19 protein-coding genes and 1 pseudogene are annotated in these 19,310 nt (G+C 65.8%); 7 read left to right on the top strand and 13 right to left on the bottom strand.

Annotation, left to right across the window (positions count from 1 at the left end; all coding sequences use genetic code 11):
* Positions 1 to 126: 126 nt before the first annotated feature.
* Positions 127 to 1,526 (bottom strand): annotated as a pseudogene (locus BTO20_RS11000) (IS1380 family transposase).
* A gap of 119 nt (positions 1,527 to 1,645) precedes the next feature.
* Here BTO20_RS11000 and BTO20_RS10995 point away from each other — a divergent pair.
* Genes BTO20_RS10995 through BTO20_RS10985 form a run of 3 tightly spaced genes read left to right on the top strand, consistent with a single transcriptional unit; the run spans position 1,646 to position 4,463 of the window.
* A complete protein-coding gene (locus BTO20_RS10995; RefSeq protein WP_087075791.1) occupies positions 1,646 to 2,845 on the top strand; it encodes an ABC transporter substrate-binding protein in 1,200 nt (399 codons plus the stop codon).
* The gene (locus tag BTO20_RS10990; RefSeq protein ID WP_087075789.1) at positions 2,824 to 3,663 is read left to right on the top strand and encodes an ABC transporter permease; all 840 of its coding nucleotides are present in this window, start codon (positions 2,824 to 2,826) and stop codon (positions 3,661 to 3,663) included. Before BTO20_RS10995 ends, BTO20_RS10990 begins: the two co-directional genes overlap by 22 nt.
* Positions 3,663 to 4,463: an ABC transporter permease gene (locus tag BTO20_RS10985; protein WP_198344494.1), complete on the top strand. Its 801-nt coding sequence runs from the start codon at positions 3,663 to 3,665 to the stop codon at positions 4,461 to 4,463. Before BTO20_RS10990 ends, BTO20_RS10985 begins: the two co-directional genes overlap by 1 nt.
* Positions 4,464 to 4,466: 3 nt before the next feature.
* Here the strand turns inward: BTO20_RS10985 and BTO20_RS10980 are convergent, their stop codons facing one another.
* Positions 4,467 to 5,075, bottom strand: coding sequence for a MerR family transcriptional regulator (locus BTO20_RS10980; protein ID WP_232491105.1), 609 nt, complete (start codon positions 5,073 to 5,075; stop codon positions 4,467 to 4,469).
* Positions 5,076 to 5,383: 308 nt separating this feature from the next.
* Here BTO20_RS10980 and BTO20_RS10975 point away from each other — a divergent pair, with 308 nt between their 5' ends.
* Positions 5,384 to 6,652, top strand: coding sequence for an MFS transporter (locus BTO20_RS10975; protein WP_087075782.1), 1,269 nt, complete (start codon positions 5,384 to 5,386; stop codon positions 6,650 to 6,652).
* Here BTO20_RS10975 and BTO20_RS10970 read toward each other — a convergent pair.
* The 6 genes from BTO20_RS10970 to BTO20_RS10945 form a co-directional block, all read right to left on the bottom strand.
* The gene (locus BTO20_RS10970) at positions 6,637 to 7,908 is read right to left on the bottom strand and encodes a low temperature requirement protein A (protein WP_087075779.1); all 1,272 of its coding nucleotides are present in this window, start codon (positions 7,906 to 7,908) and stop codon (positions 6,637 to 6,639) included. The genes BTO20_RS10975 and BTO20_RS10970 overlap by 16 nt on opposite strands.
* 76 nt (positions 7,909 to 7,984) lie before the next feature.
* Positions 7,985 to 8,578: a twin-arginine translocation pathway signal gene (locus BTO20_RS10965; protein ID WP_232491104.1), complete on the bottom strand. Its 594-nt coding sequence runs from the start codon at positions 8,576 to 8,578 to the stop codon at positions 7,985 to 7,987.
* The gene (locus tag BTO20_RS10960; protein ID WP_087075777.1) at positions 8,575 to 9,402 is read right to left on the bottom strand and encodes a hypothetical protein; all 828 of its coding nucleotides are present in this window, start codon (positions 9,400 to 9,402) and stop codon (positions 8,575 to 8,577) included. The genes BTO20_RS10965 and BTO20_RS10960 overlap by 4 nt, the downstream gene beginning before the upstream one ends.
* A gap of 148 nt (positions 9,403 to 9,550) precedes the next feature.
* The gene (locus BTO20_RS10955; protein ID WP_087075775.1) at positions 9,551 to 11,038 is read right to left on the bottom strand and encodes a FadD3 family acyl-CoA ligase; all 1,488 of its coding nucleotides are present in this window, start codon (positions 11,036 to 11,038) and stop codon (positions 9,551 to 9,553) included.
* 58 nt (positions 11,039 to 11,096) lie between these two features.
* On the bottom strand, positions 11,097 to 12,287 hold the full coding sequence (locus BTO20_RS10950) for an amidohydrolase family protein (protein ID WP_087075774.1): 1,191 nt from the start codon (positions 12,285 to 12,287) through the stop codon (positions 11,097 to 11,099).
* A 29-nt stretch (positions 12,288 to 12,316) separates the two neighbouring features.
* Complete coding sequence (locus tag BTO20_RS10945; protein WP_087081930.1) at positions 12,317 to 13,897, bottom strand: AMP-binding protein; 1,581 nt, start codon at positions 13,895 to 13,897, stop codon at positions 12,317 to 12,319.
* A gap of 59 nt (positions 13,898 to 13,956) precedes the next feature.
* Between BTO20_RS10945 and BTO20_RS10940 the strand changes: the two genes are divergently transcribed.
* Positions 13,957 to 14,673, top strand: a complete 717-nt coding sequence (locus tag BTO20_RS10940; RefSeq protein WP_198344492.1) for an enoyl-CoA hydratase/isomerase family protein — start codon at positions 13,957 to 13,959, stop codon at positions 14,671 to 14,673.
* A gap of 6 nt (positions 14,674 to 14,679) precedes the next feature.
* Here the strand turns inward: BTO20_RS10940 and BTO20_RS10935 are convergent, their stop codons facing one another.
* Positions 14,680 to 15,198 carry a VOC family protein gene (locus BTO20_RS10935; protein ID WP_087075770.1) on the bottom strand — a complete coding sequence of 173 codons (519 nt, stop codon included), beginning with the start codon at positions 15,196 to 15,198 and terminating at the stop codon, positions 14,680 to 14,682.
* Between the two features lie 68 nt (positions 15,199 to 15,266).
* On the opposite strand from BTO20_RS10935, the gene BTO20_RS10930 reads away from it, so the two are divergent.
* Together BTO20_RS10930 and BTO20_RS10925 are read left to right on the top strand one after the other, a co-directional pair.
* Entirely contained in the window at positions 15,267 to 15,686 is a 420-nt protein-coding gene (locus BTO20_RS10930; protein WP_408632168.1) for a Zn-ribbon domain-containing OB-fold protein, read from the top strand.
* Between the two features lie 8 nt (positions 15,687 to 15,694).
* The gene (locus tag BTO20_RS10925) at positions 15,695 to 16,837 is read left to right on the top strand and encodes a thiolase family protein (protein WP_087075766.1); all 1,143 of its coding nucleotides are present in this window, start codon (positions 15,695 to 15,697) and stop codon (positions 16,835 to 16,837) included.
* 92 nt (positions 16,838 to 16,929) lie between these two features.
* Here BTO20_RS10925 and BTO20_RS10920 read toward each other — a convergent pair whose 3' ends face one another.
* From BTO20_RS10920 to BTO20_RS10905, 4 genes are read right to left on the bottom strand one after another with little or no spacing between them, the layout of a single operon-like run.
* Positions 16,930 to 17,229 carry a cytochrome C oxidase subunit IV family protein gene (locus tag BTO20_RS10920; RefSeq protein ID WP_087075764.1) on the bottom strand — a complete coding sequence of 100 codons (300 nt, stop codon included), beginning with the start codon at positions 17,227 to 17,229 and terminating at the stop codon, positions 16,930 to 16,932.
* Between the two features lie 4 nt (positions 17,230 to 17,233).
* Positions 17,234 to 17,821: a cytochrome c oxidase subunit 3 gene (locus BTO20_RS10915; protein WP_087075762.1), complete on the bottom strand. Its 588-nt coding sequence runs from the start codon at positions 17,819 to 17,821 to the stop codon at positions 17,234 to 17,236.
* Positions 17,821 to 18,576, bottom strand: coding sequence for a hypothetical protein (locus tag BTO20_RS10910; RefSeq protein ID WP_087075760.1), 756 nt, complete (start codon positions 18,574 to 18,576; stop codon positions 17,821 to 17,823). The genes BTO20_RS10915 and BTO20_RS10910 overlap by 1 nt, the downstream gene beginning before the upstream one ends.
* A complete protein-coding gene (locus tag BTO20_RS10905) occupies positions 18,573 to 19,283 on the bottom strand; it encodes a hypothetical protein (RefSeq protein ID WP_087075758.1) in 711 nt (236 codons plus the stop codon). The genes BTO20_RS10910 and BTO20_RS10905 overlap by 4 nt, the downstream gene beginning before the upstream one ends.
* Positions 19,284 to 19,310: the final 27 nt, after the last annotated feature.

The raw sequence follows: 19,310 nt of genomic DNA, 5'->3' as shown, positions 1-19,310 counted from the left end.
CGTGATGGTTGGTCGGGTGACGTCTGCGGTCACAGGGCATGGTGGGTTGGTCCCGTGTCGCCGGGTGGGGCGGGCTTTCCTAGGGCCGGTATGTCTTTCGTGATCGATCGGTCAGGAGGCCGGCTGTTATCCGAAGGCGGTGCGGATCGTCTGCCAGGCGGTCGCGATCGAGGTGGCCCAGCGCCAGGTGGCGTCGATGCGCAGCCGGAGTTGGCGGCGCCGCGGGTGATGCGGGCCGCGACGTGCAGCACGCGGTAGCGGAACGTGGCGATCTCGGCGCGGGCCAGCGTCGGATCACTGGTGAATCCGATGAGCCGTGCCCAGATGACCAGGTCGGCGGCGGCCAGGACGATCTCGAGCCAGGCGGCGTTGGCCCAGAAGCCGTGACACGGCAGGTTGCGCAGGCCGGCGTTCTTGAGTTCGCGGATGCGGTCCTCGACGCGGGCGTGCTGGCGGTGCCGCAACTCCAGGCCGGCGACTTGGCCGGCCACGACACCGGGCGGTGTGTCGGTGATGAACGCGGTGACGCGCATCCCGTCGGTGTCGGTGAACCGCAGCTGGGCGCCGGGATGCGGTCTCTCTTTGCGCAGGATCAGCCGGGTGCCCGGCGGCCAGCTGTTGAGGTTGACCAAGGTGGTGGCCTCGGCGACCCAGGCGCCGTCGCGCAGCCCACCGTCGGTGTCGATGGCCGGGTACCAGCCCTCGGCAAGGTTGAGTGTGTCCACGGCGTCCTGGACGCGGGCGTCGACGGGTAGCCGAAGGAGAATCCGACCCCTGCTCACGGCAGGCGTCGGCGAATCGGTGGGTGGCTCCGGCGGTGTCGCAACGCACCAGCACCTGGGCCGGTCGGGATCACCGCCACGACTCGAGTCGGGCCGCCACGGCGCGGGCAGCGCTGCCAGCGCCTGGGCCAGGACGATGACGTGGTCGCTGGCGGTGTTGGAGCCCGCGTTGCCGCTGCGCAGCAGCCCGGCCAGGGCTTCCCGCCGGCGATCTCGGGCGGTCCAGGAACGCCAGCAGCGGATGGTGCCCGAACGACTTCTTCCAGGTCGGCGTCGCGCCGTGTTTGTTGTCGGAGTGATCGATCACCAGGGTGGCGTCGATGTCGATGTGCAGCCAGCCACCCGGTTCGGGGCCGCACCGGCGGCCCAGGCCGCCGCCCGCGCGCTGGCGCGGGCCGCGCGCACCGCAGGCAGGTGTGCAGCGTCGATGCGCTCATTGACCAGCCGCCACATCGTGGTCGTGGAGGCTTTCGCGCCGAACGCGTGCTCACGGTCGCCGCACAGTTGGCCGACCCCGTCAATGCAGTCCGCGCCGTCGGCGACCGCCGCGGCCAGATCAGCGAACACCTCGCCGGGTGCGTAGCTCCACGGCCCGCGGTAGGTGTCGGCCAAAGCCCCGGTGACCTGCGCTGATAACCCGGTCCGGTCGGCCAGTTCCCGCAGTAGGCCCATCCCGGCGTGCGACACGACCCCGTGGCCGTCGGCTGACACTTTCACCCGCGATGCGGCCGCGATACTCTTCACCTGCGAAGTGCCTTCCCGTCAGGATGGTTGAACCCTAGAGAAGTCCAATTATCCCTTGCAGGACAGGCACTTTCGCTTATCTACACGCCGTCACCAGCGATAATCCCCGAAAAATCTGGGTGAGAACTCAGAGAATCCGAGCTCTGCGTGCGGGATTGGTGATCGCCGCGTGCGTCACGCTGGTCGTGGCATGCTCCGGGTCCAAGACCCCGGGAACCACCGGAAACGCGCCACCGAAGCTCGAACCGCTGAGTTCGGTCGGCAACGGCGAAGGACAGTTGAACCTCATCGCGTGGGCGGGCTATGCCGAAAACGGCTCGAACGACAAGAAAGTCGACTGGGTCACGCCGTTCCAGCAGCAGACCGGCTGCCAGGTCAACGTCAAGATCGGCAACACCTCGGACGAGATGGTGCAGCTGATGCGCAGCGGGCAGTACGACGGTGTCTCGGCGTCCGGAGATGCCACGCTGCGGCTCATCTACGCCGGTGACGTGTCACCGGTGAACACCGACCTGGTGCCCAACTACGCCACGATCTCACCGTTCCTCAAGGACAAGCCGTGGAATTCCGTGGACAAGCAGATGTACGGGATCCCGCACGGCTGGGGCGCAAATCTGTTGATGTACAACATCGATGCCGTGCGCGACGCACCCAACTCCTGGGCGGCGGTGTTCACCGACGCAGGCAAGTACAAGGGCAAGGTCACCGCCTACGACAACCCGATCTACATCGCCGACGCCGCGTTGTACCTGTCCAAGACGAAACCGGAGCTGGGCATCAAGGACCCGTACTCGCTGACCAGCGAACAACTCGACGCCGCAACGGATCTGCTCAAGGCCCAGCGCGAGAACATCGGCGAATACTGGTCGGACTACACCAAGGAAGTCCAGGCCTTCGAATCCGGCACCACGGTCATCGGCACCACGTGGCAGGTGATCGCCAACACCATCGGCGGTGACAACAAGGTCCAGGTCAACACCGTGCTGCCCAAGGAAGGGTCGACGGGCTGGTCGGACACCTGGATGATCTCGTCGAAAGCCGCCCACCCCAACTGCATGTACAAGTGGATGAACTGGATCACCTCGCCCGAAATCAACGCCCAGGTGGCGGAGTACTTCGGTGAGGCACCGGCGCAGACGAAGGCCTGTGAGCACACCACGCAGAAGGATTTCTGCGACATCTACCACGCCACCGACGCCGACTACGCCGCACAGATCCACTACTGGACCACGCCGCAGACCCAGTGCGTCGACGGCAGCGGCAACAACTGCACGGCCTACAGCCAGTGGGTCGACAAGTGGCAGCAGGTCAAGGGCTGACCCGTCGGGTGCGGCTGGCGTTCCTGCTGGCGCCGCCGCTCACCTGGCTGGTGGTGGCGTATCTGGGTTCGCTTGCCGTTCTTCTGGTTTCGGCGTTCTGGAGCACCGACGAGTTCACCGGCGCGGTGGTGCGCACCTTCACCGGCGACAACATCGTGCGGGTGCTGACCGACGAGGTGTTCCGGATCGCGACGTTGCGCACCCTGGCGGTGGCGGCCACGGTCACTGTGTGCTGCGCGGCGCTGGCCGTACCACTGGCGCTCTACATGGCCAAGGTCGCCTCTCGACGGGTGCGACTGGCCCTGGTGGTCGCCGTGACCACGCCGCTGTGGGCGAGCTACCTGGTGAAGGCCTACGCGTGGCGCATGCTGCTGTCGCCGGCGGGCCCGTTGTCCTGGGCGACGGGCTTCACCCCCGGCTACGGGCTGGTCGCCACGATCATCACGCTGACCTACCTGTGGTTGCCGTACATGGTGATGCCGGTCTATGCGGCGTTCGAACGCGTCCCGGACTCGCTGATCGACGCCAGTGCCGATCTCGGCTCCTCTGACCTGACCACGTTGCGACTGATCTTGGCGCCCTTGGTGTTCCCGGGCATCGCGGCAGGTTCCATCTTCACCTTCTCCCTGTCCCTGGGCGACTACATCGCGGTGACCATCGTCGGCGGCAAGACCCAAATGCTCGGCAACATCATCTACGGGCAACTCGTCACCGCCAACAACCAGCCGCTGGCCGCGGCGCTGTCGGCCATCCCGCTGGTCGCGATCGTCGCCTACCTGCTCGCGATGCGGCGCACCGGCGCGCTGGAGAACGTGTGATGTTCTCCAGCGCAGGACGACGCGGGCTTCGCATCTGGACCGTCGCGGTCATGGTGTTCCTCTACACCCCACTGATTCTGGTGGTACTCAACGCGTTCAACGCCTCACGCACGTTCGCGTTCCCTCCCACCGGTTTCACCCTGGCGTGGTGGTCGGCCGCCGCACACAGCACGGGCATGTGGCAGGCGCTCGCCAACTCCGTCGTGGTGGGCCTGGCCGCCACGGTCATCGCCCTGGTGCTCGGCACCATGGTGGCGTTCGCCGTCCAGCGGTACCGGTTCTTCGGCCGCAACACCGTGAGTTTCCTTGTGGTCCTGCCGATCACGCTGCCCGGTATCGTCACGGGCATCGCCTTGAACGCGACGTTCACCTCGACCTTGGCGATGACGCTCGGGCTGGCGACGGTCATCATCGGCCACGCCACGTTCTGCATCGTCATCGTGTTCAACAACGTTCAGGCCAGGCTGCGTCAGATGGGCACCAACCTCGAAGACGCATCAGCCGACCTCGGCGCCTCGGACTGGCAGACGTTTCGCCTCGTCACCTTCCCGTTGATGCGCGGGGCGCTGCTGGCCGGGGCGATCCTGGCTTTCGCGCTGTCGTTCGACGAGATCGTCGTCACCACGTTCACCGCGGGCCCGACAGTGCAGACCCTGCCGATCTGGATCTTCGCCAACTTGTTCCGCCCGAATCAGGCACCGGTCATCAATGTGGTCGCCGCCGCCCTTACCGTGCTGGCCATCATCCCGGTGTGGCTGGCCGGGCGCTTCGGCGGTGATCCCGCAACGTCGCGGGTGTGACGCTCAGGCGATTGCGGCAGCCTGTTTGACCGCCTGGTCGAGCAGGTCCGACAGCACGGCACGCGCCAACTCGCGGTTGTCCGACTCAGGCAGGGCGGTCAAGTTCTCGGAGACCGTCCCGACCGCCGATTCAGCGAGTGCGTCGATCGCCGCGTCGGTCGCCGCGACCACCTGCGCGATGGTGTGGACCCAGAGCCGCTGATCAGCTACCTGGTCGACGATCTCGGCGAGCACCGGGTCAGTCAATGCCACGGCGCCCTCCACGATCCGCGCCAGACCGCGCGAGACGAGGATGGCGACGTCGGGATGCGATGGGGCGATCTGCAGCCGACGCATTTGTCGACCCACCGCCGTCGGGGGGATGCCGAGCACGTCGACCAGGCTGCGGCCGCCGCGCAGCCCGTCGAAAAACTCGGCGATGTGTGCGGAGCTGAACCCTTTGCCCAGAAGCTGGCTGATGGCCGCCAGTTGAGCCAGGTGGGCATCCCCGTAGTACGCCGAACGACCGACCCGACGGGGCGGATCGAGCAGCCCGCGCTCACGGTAGGCGCGGATGTTCCGGGCGCTGATGCCGGAGATTCGCGCCAGATCGTCCAACCGATACTCAGTCAATCTGGCCGTCCCTGCACCGAACCGGACAGCGATACATTGCTTCACCCTACCCCGGCTGAACAGCTCGGAGCGAAGTTTTGCCGTCACCGCCGAATCATTTGTTGAATGAGCTATCAAAGCTTTCATCTGCAGATATGCCGATCGAGCGACAGTAATACACACCCGCCCCTGCAATCACAGCCAACTACCACCGGGGCGAGGACGCAATGCGGTGAGTCAATTCACCCGGCCAGAATTGGAAAGCAACAGCCCAGGTGCGCGACCATGTTGCAAGACATCAAGACAATCCGTTCGACGAAAGGCCGCGAGTGCGTCCCTGGATCGTCTGGGCCACCGGACTGCTCGCGTACATCGTCGCGGTACTCGACCGCACCACCCTCGGCGTCTCCGGTTTGCAGGCCGCCGACCGGTTTGCCGCCAATCCGAGTGTGCTGTCGAGCTTCGTGGTGCTGCAGGTGATCGTCTACGCCGGCGCACAGGTGCCTGCCGGCCTGCTGCTCGACCGATTCGGCTCGCGCATACTCATCGTCTCCGGCGCGGGGCTGATGGCCACCGGGCAGCTGGTGCTGGCACTCAGCGAGTCCTTGCCCGCGGCCTTCGCCGCACGTGCGGTCGTCGGCCTCGGCGACGCGGTGACGTTCATATCGGTGCTCCGGCTGGTACCGCATTGGTTCAAGCCCTCGCAGGTCCCGTTGGTCACCCAGTTGACCGGCATCTGTGGGCAGCTCGGTCAGGTGTTGTCCGCGGTGCCCTTCCTGGCGCTGCTCACCGGCTCCGGCTGGACGCCGGCATATCTGTCCGTCGCCGTGTTCGGCGTCGTTGCGATGGCGCTCGCGCTCGCGCTGGTCCGCAATACGCCACACGGGCGGGTCGTCGCAGCCGAGACCACCACCGTCCACGACATCCTCGCGAGCGTGAAAACGGTGTGGCTGCGCCCCGGCACCCGGCTGGGCTTCTTCACCCACATGGGCACCCAGTTCTCGGTGACGGTGTTCGCGCTCATGTGGGGCGTGCCGTATCTGACCGTCGCGCAGGGACTCTCCACCACGGTCGCCGGCTCCCTGCTGACGCTCTCGGTCGTCGTGGCGATCACCGCGGGCATCGCGATCGGGATCTTCACGGGCCGCCATCCGCACCGGCGATCGCGTCTGGTGCTCGCCATCATCGCCAGCAATGCCCTGATCTGGACGGTCGTTCTCGCGCTACCCGGCCGCGCCCCGCTGTGGTTGCTGGTGACGCTCATCGTGATCATCTCGGTGGGCGGGCCAGGTTCGATGGTCGGCTTCGACTTCGCCCGCACCTTCAATCCGAGCGCCACGCTCGGGACCGCTCAGGGCATGGTGAACATGGGCGGCTTCCTGGCAGCGCTGCTGGTCATGCAGTCCATGGGGCTCATCCTCGCCCATGCCGGCGACTACTCGGCCGCCTCGTTCCGGGTGGCCTGGGCAGTGCAGTACGCAGTCTGGGTGCTGGCCACCGTCGGCATTCTCATCACCCGTAGCAAAGCCAGGAAGCTGATGCGGGTCGAGCAGGAGCGAATGCTGCTGGAAGGCTTCGAGGCTCACCCGCCGCGCTGATCGGCCAGCCGTCTGGCGACGATCTCTCTGGCGTGCCGGTGGCCCACGAGCTCGAAGCCCGCCACGATGACCATCGGCGCCGCGGTCACCACCAGCAGGCACGGCGCCAACGGGATGTCGGCGGCGGCCATCGCCACGGCGGCGGCCAGTACGGCGCCGGCGATCACCAGCAGTCCGGTGTGGAAGACGTCGAATGTGCCGACCAGCATCGAGTAGATGACGAACATCGCGGTGACATACACGGCGACCGGGATCGCGACCGACAGCACGGTGGCCACAGTGCTCAACTCGGACTGTTCTTCGACGTAGTACGCGGCGACGTGCAGCCCGGCGCCGGTCGCCACGATCGCGCCGAACACGAACAGGTGCAGGTACCCGTACAGGAACGACACCTCGCGGTGGGCGTGCAGCAACTCCGCGGCGGGCACCAGGAAATACACCCACCACATGCCGAAGGTGAGGCCCGTGCCTGCCACGGCGAGCACGACCGCATCGGCAGACCAGCCGTGTTCACCGACCGCGGCCGACAGCGATGCCACCGTCCCGACCACACCCTCGCCGAGCGCGATGATGGCCAGCAGGCTGTACCGCTCGGCGATGTGGTGCGCGTGCCACGGCGTGCCACCCATGCGGCGCTCGGCGAGGAACGGCCCGGAGATCTCCAGGGCCATCAGCACCAGGGCGCCCGCCGCGAACACCCACACCGACGTGCTCACCAGGATCTGGGCGATCCAGCCGATTTGCGCGACGACGATGACGGTCGCGTACGTCAGGCAGGCGGCCCGCCGGTCCGGATCCTGGCGCGCGGCGCGCAACCACTGCGTCACCATGGCAATCCGCATCACCACATAGCCGGCGACCATGACGGTGTTGTTCACGTGACCGCCGTGCTCGATGGAGGCGAAGGTCTGCGGGAGTCCCAGCGCCAGGATGATGACGCCGACCATCTGCACCATGGTCGTCAGCCGGTAGATCCAGTCGTCGGTGTCGTATGCCGAGGCGAACCAGCTGAAGTTCATCCACGCCCACCAGATGGCGAACACCGCGAAGCCGAAGCCCCACAGCCCGTCACCCACGTGTCCCTCGGCCAGCAGATGCGCGAACTGTGAGGCCGCCACCCCGAATGCGATGGCGAACGTCAGGTCGAACAACAACTCCAGCGGCGAGGACACCCGGTGCCGTTCATGGGGATCGCGTCCCGACATGCGGCGGATCCGGTGGGTCTGCACCGGCGAATTCGAATCGCCCTCGGTCACGTATCAGCGTCCTCCCGGTCGGTGTCGACGCTGACGGTACCGGGGCGGCCGGCATTCCACCGCTTGGCGGCGCCGGTCAGACCGGGTCGAAGGACGAGATCAGCCAGCTACCGTCGACCTTGGTCAGTCCGACCTTGACTGTGCTGGCCGCGAAGCTGCCGTCGGGATTCTGGTTACTCGTGGTGGCTTGATTGACGAAGACCATCACCACCGCCGAATCGGGGTGCATCTCCATGACCGCGCTGCGTACCACGGCCGCCGAGGTGGACACCGCCTTCTGCTTGGCGGCGGGTGTGACGATCTCCTGGGTGAACTTGTTGTAATACGACAGGAAGTCGCCGGTCAGATGCGACTTGGCGGTGGTGAAGTCGTGATCGAGGCTGTCCGGTTTGTACGACAGCAGCGCCACGGTGCCGTCCGTCGCGGCCTTGAGAACCGTCTGCTGCACAGCCTGATCGGTCGCGCGGTCCGGCCGGTACTGCGCGAAGTACAGCCAGCCGGCCAACGCCGCCGACAGCACCAGTGCGAATGCCAGCGTCAGCGGAAACCAGCGGCGCTGCAAGGGTGTCCACCACCGACGCTTCCCTGCCTCGACGCGTACGTCTTCGGCGTCGGCTGTTCCGACCAGGTCGAATACGTCGACTTCTTCGTTGTCAGTCTTCACGGTCACGGTACGAACTCGACTTTCGCCAGCTTGATCTGGCCGCCCTCCCTGGTCAGGCTCACCGCGACCCGCCAGGAGCGCGGCTGCTGTTGGGCGCCCGCGGTGTTGGTGACCCGCGTGGTGGCGGCGATCAGGACCACGGCATTGTCGTCGCTCATGGTGTCGACCGCTGCGGCGTTCACGGTCGACTCGGTCACGACCTTGGATTGCTGAGCGAGCTTGATGAAATCGTTCTGCTGCGCTTCGAAGTCCTTCTTGAAGTCGCCGGTGGAGTTGTCCAGGATGTTTTTCACGTCGTCCTGAACGTGGTTGAAGTCCAGCGACATCAGCGTCACGACACTCTGCCGGGCCGCCGCGGTGAATTCCGCCGTGAGTTGGCGCCGATGATCGGCCTGTCCGTGCTTCCAGATCATGAATCCGCTGGCACCCAGCAGCGCACAGATGGCGATGATCGCCAGGCAGCTCGCCAGGACTTTCCAGAACAGCCGCGGGATGTGCAGCCGCCGACGCCGCGCCGTCGCCTCTTCTTCTTTTTCTTCCGCTTCGTCCGCATCTTCTGCGCCGGCAGTCTCGGTCGGCTCAGCCTGCTCTGTCACGGTCGACTCGGCCGACGAGGTCTCGGCCTCGGTGTCGTTGCCGGCCAGCAGTTCCCGGGCGGCAGCCTGGTTGCGGAGCCGGATCGCACGCGCTCTGGCGCGTGCTGCCGCCGCGACCGCCTCGGCTTCCTCGGCTTCGGCCTCGGCCTGTTCGGCCAGCGCCAATGCGTCCTCCGGAGACGGGTCGTCTTGGCTACTATCGAGTAGCGACGCTGAAGGCTTGCGGGACGGCATGTCGACCTCCTGTCCGTTCAGCAGCCTGCTTAACGAGAATCACGTTATCAGTTTTGGGTAGTGCCCCGACAGTACCCCATCTGCAGAGGGTAGATAAATGCCTATTTATCTGCGGAAATGTTATTTACGAGTTGTGTCAGCACTGTGCTTAACCGGCACCGAGTCGCGTCCCGAGCCGATCTTTCATGACCTTGCCTGTCGCATTGAGGGGTAGCTCGTCGAGGAACGCCAGGTAGCGCGGTACCTTGTAGCCCGCCATGCGCTCGCGACTCCAGGCGAGCAACTCATCGGCGGAAGTTCCTGCGGCACCAGGGTTTTCGTCGAGCACGACGAACGCCTTCCCAACCTGCCCGAGCCTGTCGTCGGCGACGCCGATGACGGCCACCTGCGCGACGGCGGGATGTTCCAGCAGATATCCCTCGATCTCGGCCGGGTAGGCGTTGAAGCCGCCGACGATGAACATGTCCTTCTTACGTCCGACGATCCTCAGCCGGCCCGACTCGGTGAACTCCCCGAGGTCCCCGGTGTGCAGCCAGCCGTCGGTGTCGATCGCCTCGGCGGTCGCAACGGGATCGTCGAGGTACCCCTGCATGACGCTGTACCCGCGGACCAGCACCTCACCGTCGTCGGCCACCCGCACCTCGACGCCTTCACACGGCAGGCCCGCCGTCGTCGCGACATCCACCGACGAATCTCCCGGCCGCGACAGCGTGACATTGCCTGCCTCGGTGAGCCCGTATCCCGTCATCAAGGTCTGGAACGGCAATTCGTCGTGGATCCGGCGGACGAGTTCGACCGGGATGTCGGCGGCGCCGGTGACCCCGGCCCGCAACGTCGCCAGCCTGTTCTTGTCAGCGACCGTCAGCAGCGAGTGGTACAGCGTCGGCGGCCCGGGAAGCATCGTGATCCGTTCGACGGCAATCAAATCCACTACGCGGTCGATATCGAACACCGCTACCGGCAGCATCGTCGCACCCCGCAGGAACGACGCCACCAGACCTGCCTTCAGCCCGAAGGTGTGAAAATACGGGTTGATCATCAGGTAGCGGTCGCCCTCGCGCAGGTCCGCGAGGGTCGCCCATTCCTCGTACATCCGAAGGGTCTGGCTGTGATTCATCATGGCGCCCTTGGGACGCCCGGTCGTGCCGCTGGTGTAAATGACATCCGAGATGTCGCCGCCATCGACCGCACCCTCGAATGGCGTACCACCACTGAGGAAGTCCGACTTCAGATCGATCGTGGGAACGCCCGGGATGTCGAAATCCTGTCCCAGGAAGCCTTTTTGGGCCAGTACCGCCTTGGCGCCGCTGCGGGCGATCACGTCGGCGGCCTCATCGGGCTTGAACCGGGTGTTCACCGGGACGAGCACTCCGCCCGCGGTCATCAGCCCGAACGCCGCGATGATCCATTCCGCGGAGTTGGGCGCCCACAGCGCGACCCGGTCCCCCTTGCCGACCCCGAATCGGGAGAATGCGCCCGAGGCGGTGCGGATGCGTTCGGCGACTTCGGCGAAGGACAGGCGCAGCGGACCGTCGGTCCCGGCCGGATTGTCGCCGTAGTCGACGACGGCTTCGGCGTCGCCGAACCGGTCCGCTGCGCTCAGGACCATCTCGGGGATGGTCCGCCACTGCGTCATCTGACGCTGCTCCTCAACGGGCGCAGGGCGCCCTTGAACATCACAGCGCGGCTTTGTGTCACACCGTGACTAGACGACCGAGGTTGCCGCCCATGATCTTGGCCTGGTCCTCCATCGACAGATGCTCGAGCGCGGTGACGTAGTGCGTCGGCTCGGCCAGCCCCTCGGGGTGCGGCCAGTCCGATCCGTAGAGCACCTGGTCCACACCGATGAGGTTGATCAGATCGTCGATGCCCTCTTCGTAGAAGGGGCTGACGAAGATGCGGTTCTTGATCTCCTCCATGGGGTTGCCCAGGAACGCCTCGGGTGCCTTCTTGTATACCTCGGTCATCGAATCGAGCAGGGGGAACATCCATTTCGAGCCGGCCTCGACGATCCCTACCTTGAGCTTCGGGAAGCGGAACAGCGCGCCGTGAATGACCCACGAGGCCACCGCGTCCTGGATCGGGCGCCATTCGTTGAGGATCGACATGGCATTGGTCTGGAAGGGCAGCATCTCCTGTGCGGCGCCGTCCCATTCGGAGGTGTAGCGCGAATAGCCGCTGTCGGATGAGTGCATGCCGACGAACACGTCGTATTCGACGCACTTCTGCCAGAACGGGTCGAACTCGGGCAGCGCGAAGGATCGTGGGCCCCGGAAGCCGGGCACCGGCGCAGGCCGGACCAGGATGGCGCGCGCCCCGCGCTTCACGGCCCAGTCGAGTTCCTCGATGGCCTTCTCCACGATCGGCAGCGTGATGACAGGCGTGGTGAAGATGCGGTTCTTGTAGTTGAAGCCCCAGACCTCGTCGAGCCACTGGTTGAGCGAATGAATCAGGACGTGGATGGCGATCGGATCGTCGCGCAGCCGCTCCTCGATGAGGCTGGCCAGGGTCGGGAACATCAGCGAGCGATCGACACCCAGCTGGTCCATCAGCTCGAGGCGCGGACCCGGCTCGAAGAACGCCGGGATGGACTTCATCGGTTCGCCGAACAGCTCACGCTTGCTCTTGCCGTCGGGGTTGCCGAACTTGAAGTACTCCTCCCACGCGCCGGGCTTGGCGACCACCGAGAACGTCGGGTTGGGGATGTAGTTGCTGATCTGACCCTTGATCGCGATCTTGGTGCGGCCCTTGACCTCGACGTACTGGACGACGTCTTGGTACTCCTTGGGCAGGTAGGTCAGCAACGCCTCTGGCGGCTCATAGAGGTGGTTGTCCGCATCGAACAGCGGAAACGGAATGTCGACGCGGTGCGACAGTTGCCCCATGGAATGCTCCTTTTCAGTTCACGAGAATATTATTCTCCCTTTGCGGATGTCGCAATGCCGCCCCTCGCGTCGGATGCGAGCTCACGCCGGATGACGAACTTCTGCACCTTGCCGCTCGCCGTGCGCGGATAGTCCTGTCCGTCGGGAATCTCGTGGAGTACCTCCGGCCATTTCTGGCGCGCCACCCCGGCCTGTTCGAAGTGCGCGCGGACCCGTTCCAGGGTCGGCATGGCATGCCCGGCCCGGACCCGCAGCACGGCGGCGACGCGTTCGCCGAGCCGGTCGTCGGGCGCGGCCACCACCACCGCCTCGACCACTTCGGGCAGCGTCAGCAGCACGTCCTCGACCTCGATGGCGCTGATGTTCTCGCCGCCGCGAATGATCAGGTCGGCAGTGCGATCGGTGATGGTCAGGTAACCCTCGTCGTCGAGCACGCCGATGTCCCCGGTGCGGTACCAGCCATCGGCGTCGAAACACCTGGCCGTCAGCTCGTCGTCGGTGTAACCCAGACACAGATCCGGCCCACGGCTGAAGATCTCGCCGTCCGGACCGAGCCGGATCTCGACGCCGGGCCGCGGGTTGCCATCGGTGAACAGCCGCTTGGCCTCCGGCGCCGACGGCCCCGACCCGGTTATCGACGGGTGCTCGGTGCTGCCGTACGCACGGAAGACGAACATGCCGAGGTCGGCCAGCCGACGCGTGACCGCGGCGGGCACGGTGGACCCACCCAGCCCCACCGTGGTGAACCGTGACCGGTGTGCCTCGGTGCAGTCCGGGTGGTCGAGCAGGCTGGTGACGAAGTACGGCGGGCCGCCGCCGATCGACATCCCCTCGGCATCAAGGAGTTTCAGCACCTTGCCGGGATCCCACACATCGCACAGGTCGATCGGGGCGCCCTCGAGCACTGGGATCAGAAACGCGCCGACCATGCCGATGAAGTGCCCGACCGGGGTGGCGGTGAGCTGGCGGCCCCGGTTGGGCGGATAGTTCTCCAGCAGCTGGCGGGTCTCGAATGCCAGCGTCTGATGACTGTGGATGACCCCTTTGGGCGCTCGGGTGGTGCCCGATGTGAACGCGATGAGCGCGGGCCCGGCCGGGTCGGCAGGCAGGGTGGCGGCCATCGGTTGGTCGGCCAGCAAGTCGTCGAAACTCTGGCCACCGACCAGACCCACGATCGGCACGTCGACGCACAGGTCCGGCTGAAACGTCATGCGGCCGAAGTGTTCGGTGGTGATGAAGACCTTCGGCTTCGCGGTCGTCATGATGTGCGCGAGTTCCTTGCGACCGTAGAAGTGCACGATCGGTACGGTGACGGCGCCGAGGAACGCCGACGCCCAGAATGCGGCCGCAGCTTCCATCCAGTTGGGCAGCTGCAACGCCACCACGTCGCCGGGGCCGACACCGCGTTCGGCCAGGCCCGCGGCCAGTCGCCGCGCGGTGCGTTCGACGTCGGCGAATGTTCCCGCGTAGGGACGTATCTCGGAGTGCGCGTGAAAGCCGGCGTCCGGACTCGCGGCCAACCCTTCGGCCAGCATTTCTCCCAGCGTCTCGGGGCGCCACCACCCTTCCTCGACGTACCGTTTGGTCAGCTCAACGGGGATGTCGCGCACGGTGGTGATGTTATTCTCACGCAGCGAGAATGCCAATATCGGAAGTGGAGAGCGCGGTTATGGTCGACCTGGACATCGCCGACGGCCTGGCCGTCATCACCATCGACCGGCCGCACGCCCGCAACGCCATATCGCTGGGCACCATGGACGAGCTCGACAAAGCTCTCGACGGGGCCGCCGACGCACGGGCACTGGTCATCACCGGCGGCGGCGATCGAGCCTTTGTCTCTGGCGGAGACCTCAAGGAGCTCGCCGCACTGCGCACCGAACTCGAAGCGTCACAGATGGCCTGGCGGATGCGCACGATCTGCGATCGCATCGCCGGCTTCGGCGGCCCGGTGATCGCAGCACTCAACGGTCATGCTCTCGGCGGGGGCGCCGAGGTCGCGGTCGCCGCCGACATCCGTATCGCGGCCGACGACATCAGGATCGGCTTCAATCAGGCGTCGCTGGCGATCATGCCGGCCTGGGGCGGCGCCGAACGCCTTGGCGCCCTGGTGGGCCGCAGCCGCGCGCTGCTGCTGGCCGGAACGGGACAGGTCCTCGACGCCGACGCGGCACTGCACATCGGCCTGGTCGATCAGGTGGTGCCACGGGCCGAGTTCGCCGAGAGTTGGCGCACGACAGCGACACTGCTGGCGCGTCGACCAGCCGGTGAAATCAAGCGGGTCCTAGGCGGCGTTCCGGCGACCGAAGCCGTCAGCGCGTTCGCCCGCCTCTGGGCGTCCGACGAGCACTGGACGGCCGCCGAGGCCGTCATGAAGAAAGCCAAGTAGCCCGGCTCACCCCAGTTCACGAATCGGGTCGTCGCCGTTCCATTCCAGGGCCGCCCGCCGCACGAAGTCGGCCATGCCGGCCATGACGTCGGTGAGTTCGGTGATCTCCACGACTGTCGCACCGATCGGCGGCTCGAAGTACGCGAACCTGACTCCTTGGGCGTCGCCGCCGGACCACACCTTCGGCCAGCCGGCCATCTCCAGTCGCGCCATGGCGGCATCGAAGTCCTCTGCCCAATAGGCGAGTTGGTGAAATCCGCCGCCGGTCGCGGCCAGGAATTCGGTGAAGACACTCGGGGTGGCACAGGTCTGCTGAATGACCTCGACTTGCAGATCGCCGGTGTTGGCCAGCGCCAACGACACGGTGACAGTGCACGGTTGGCCGCGGTAGCACACCGTCTGCCCGATCCCTCGCATGACGAACCACGGCCCCACCCCCAGCTGCAGCCACCGGTCCAGGGACCCGTCGAGGTCGTCGACGACATAGCCGATCTGACGGACCACTCCGGGCAGGGCGGGGTTCATGGTCAGGCAGCTTATCGGTATAGCGTTCTCACTGGACGAGAATTCCATTTCCGGTTATCGTCAGCGACGTGCCAACACAGATTGCTCTCGCGCCGGAGATCTCGACGTGGCCGGAGGCCGACCCGCAGCTGATCGGCAGCCATTGCGCCGATTGCCAGGCCACCACCTTCCCCACCCAGGACCGCTGCCCGAAATGCAGCGGCGCCAACACCTCCGAGATGCTGCTGCCCCGCCGCGGCACGCTGATCGCATGGACCACCCAGGGTTTCCCGCCCGGCGCCCCGTACAAAGGCCCGACGGGTAAAGACTTCGTGCCCTTCGGCGTCGGGCTCATCCAACTCGGCGACGTCATCCGCGTCGAAGGCCGGCTCACCGAAAACGATCCGGCCAGACTGCAATTCGGCCAGGACGTCGAACTCACCATGATCCCCTTCACCACCGACGACGACGGCAACGAGGTTGTCACGTTCGCCTTCCGGCCGATCTGAGGAACGACATGAACGACGTAGCCATCATCGGCGTGGGTCTGCATCCCTTCGGCCGCTTTGACAAGACCGCGATGCAGATGGGCGCCGAGGCCATCCAGCTCGCCCTCGACGACGCCGGGATCGCCTGGAAAGACATCCAATTCGGGTTCGGCGGCAGCTATGAGGTATCCAACCCGGATGCGGTCACCCGGCTCGTGGGCCTGACGGGCATCACGTTCACCAACGTCTTCAATGCCTGCGCCACGGCGGCGAGCGCGATTCAGCAGACCGCCGATACCATCCGGCTGGGCAAGTACGACATCGGTATCGCGATCGGCCTGGACAAGCATCCGCGTGGGGCGTTCACCGACGACCCGGCCAAGCTCGCCCTGCCCCAGTGGTACGCCGAGAACGGTCAGTTCGTCACCACCAAGTTCTTCGGGATGAAGGCCAATCACTACATCCACAAGCACAACATCTCGCAGGAGACGCTCGCGCGGGTCGCCAACAAGAACTTCCGCAACGGCGCGCTCAACCCGAATGCCTTCCGACGCAAGGAGATTTCCGTCGATGAGATCCTGAGCTCGGCGGTGCTCAACTACCCGCTGACCCAGTACATGTTCTGCGCTCCCGACGAAGGCGCGGCCGCGGTGATCATGTGTCGCGCCGACATCGCCCACAAATACACCGACAAGCCCGTGTATGTGCGGGCCAGTGAGATCCGGACCCGGACGTTCGGCGCCTACGAGGTGCACGCCACCTCTGCGCCGCTCGACGAGGATGCGTCGCCGACGGTGTACGCGGCCAAGGCCGCCTACGAAGCGGCCGGTATCGGACCCGAGGACGTCGACATCGCACAGCTGCAGGACACCGACGCGGGCGCCGAGGTCATCCACATGGCCGAGACGGGCCTGTGCGCCGACGGCGAGCAGGAGAAGCTGCTGGCCGACGGCGCCACCGAGATCCACGGTTCCATCCCCGTCAACACCGACGGCGGCTTGATCGCCAACGGTGAACCCATCGGAGCGTCGGGTCTGCGCCAGATGCACGAGCTGGTGCGGCAGTTGCGCGGCGAGGCCGGCGACCGCCAGGTGCCGGGTAATCCCCGCGTCGGCCTGGCACAGGTGTACGGCGCGCCCGGCACCGCGTCCGCAACCATCCTGTCGCTCTAGCGTTTTCCCGCGAGTTCTCCCCGCGAGCAGACATGTAGGTCCGCGACACGCCGTGTTTCGCGGACCCGCATGTCTGCTCGCCGGAGAAACCGTCACCACAAGTAGATGGCGAGCACGGCACCCCAGAGCAGCACCAGCCACGCGTCGGTGACGACACGCAACCACAGCGGCGCGCAACGCACTTCCATGAAGTGGCGAATCACCATGCGGCACTTCACCGCACCCAATGCCAACACCACGACGGTGATCGGCACGCTCGGGTGCGGCACCCCTGGCGACCGGACCGGCCCGATCCACCACGACGTGACCGTCAGCGCGCTGAGGATCAGCCACACACAGGTGAGCGCCCTGCCCCGGCGTCGCGCATCGGACGCGGTATCGGTCGGTGTCACAGCCTCACCTCAGCACGTAGAGCAGCGTGAAAATGACGATCCAGAGCATGTCGACCAGGTGCCAGTACATGGCTCCGGTCTCGACCATCGAGATACGGCGACCCTGCGGGTTGCGCAGCTCAAAGTAGTTGACACCCAAGAACACCAGGCCGAGCGCGACGTGGAACAGATGCACGCCCGTGAGCAGGTAATAGAACATGAAGAAGTCGTTGCTTCCGAAGGTCAGCCCCTGGCTGATCTTCGCCGACCACTCGAACGCCTTGATCGCGATGAACAACACGCCGCACAGGCCGCCGCAGAGCGTCAGTTTCATGGCGCGGCAACTGTCACCCACCCTGGCGGCGAGCACGCTGCGGGCGATGAACCATGAACTGGTGAGCAACGCCAGGGTGTTGATCACACCGAAGTTGATGCTCAGATGCTGCTGCGAGGCGAGGAACAGCTCGGGCTGCTGCGCGCGGTAGATCATGAAAATGACGAAATAGCTGGAGAAGATGACGAGGTCACCGAGCACGAAGACCCACATGCCACCGTCGGCGGGGAGATGCGGCGCGGCATCGGCCGGCTTGCGGGGCCGCTCGACGAGCGCCATCAGTCCTGCACGCGTCCGTTCGGCGCCTGCTTTTTGATCGTCTGGTACAGCAGGTAGATGATGCTGATCTCCCACACCACGAAAACCACAGTGCCGACATAGAAGCTGATCGATCCGTTCCAGGCCAGCGGGCCGGATTTGAAGACGAACACCGGGCCGGCGAGCAGTTCGGTCACGATCATCCAGATCGACATGTACGCAAGCCATTTCGGCAGCACATCGTTGCGGTCCAGGAAGATGGCAAGGGCCAGCACCATGTTCTGGGTGGCGAAACACCCCAGCGACCCGACGAAGGACAGCAGCCCGAGGTCGTAGAGCAACGCGGTGAGGCCCGGATCCCGGTCGGGGCGGTAAGCCGCGGCGATGAAGGCGAACGCGGCGAACAGGCAGCCCGGCACCGCTCCGACCGCCAGCGAGGCGATGTAGGAGTAGGCGAACACCGGCGCCACGGACATCCGCTTGATCTGGAAAGCGATGAGCCCGTTGGCGAATCCGGTGAAGCCGATGAAGATCATCAGCAGGCCGAAGCCGACGCGGATACTCAGCGAGTGTTCGGCGAAGAAGGCCACGATCTGATCCAGGCCGACGTCAGGCCGCGGCGGTGGCATCACCCGGGTGAGCACCACGAAGATCAGTCCGAAGATGTTGTAGAACACCGGGATGGTCCACCAGCAGATCCACTGATCGATCTTGGGGCGCCGCATCCAGGCCGGTCCGCCCGGCCGGGAGTCCAATACCGTTGTCGTCGTGCTCATATCGCCGCCCCAGCGATCGGCTCGGCAGCCTGCCTGGCGATGGCGGATCGCAACACGACGAACATCACCGCGATGTAGAGCACGAAGGCGATGTTGCGCAGCCAGAAGGAGATGGCACCGTCCCACGCCAGCGGTCCGGTCCGGAAGACGACGGCGCATGCGGCCGGCGCCATGGCGGCGGCGATCACCAGACTGAAGGGCGCCACCCACCGCGGGAACACGGGTTGGGCACGCGCGTCGAGCCACACTGCCAGGGCCAGGCAGAGATTCGCGACGACGATCATGCCGACCGGCGCGATGAAGACCAGCCAAGCCAGATCGTTGAGTAGTTGGGTCAGTTGAGGATTGCGGTCGGGACGGAACGCTGCGACCAGCCAGAAGATGTCGGCGATGGCCAGCAGCGTCGCGCCGTTGGCGGCCGCGGCAAGGTAGCAGTAGGCCAACACGTGACTCGGTGTGGCCATCCGTTTCATCTGCACCACGATGACCATGAAGAACGGGATCAGCATGATCGCGCACAGGTTGACCGTGATCATGCTGAACCGGATCATCGCGCCGTTGTGCCGGTAGAACTCCGCAACGTGCTCGGCGCTCAGGTTCGGTGACATCGGCGGCCAGAACCCGGGGAACGCGATCAGGGCCGCGAGGAGCAGGCACGCGAAGAACGGGGTGATCCAGAGGCTGATCCACTGCGCCCTGGTGTTCATCGAAACGCACGCCCTTCCGCCCAGGGG

Origin of the sequence: Mycobacterium dioxanotrophicus (assembly GCF_002157835.1) — a bacterium.
In the GTDB taxonomy this organism is placed as follows: domain Bacteria; phylum Actinomycetota; class Actinomycetes; order Mycobacteriales; family Mycobacteriaceae; genus Mycobacterium; species Mycobacterium dioxanotrophicus.
Note: the sequence above shows the minus strand (reverse complement) of the source record. Positions and strands in the feature narration are given on the sequence as shown.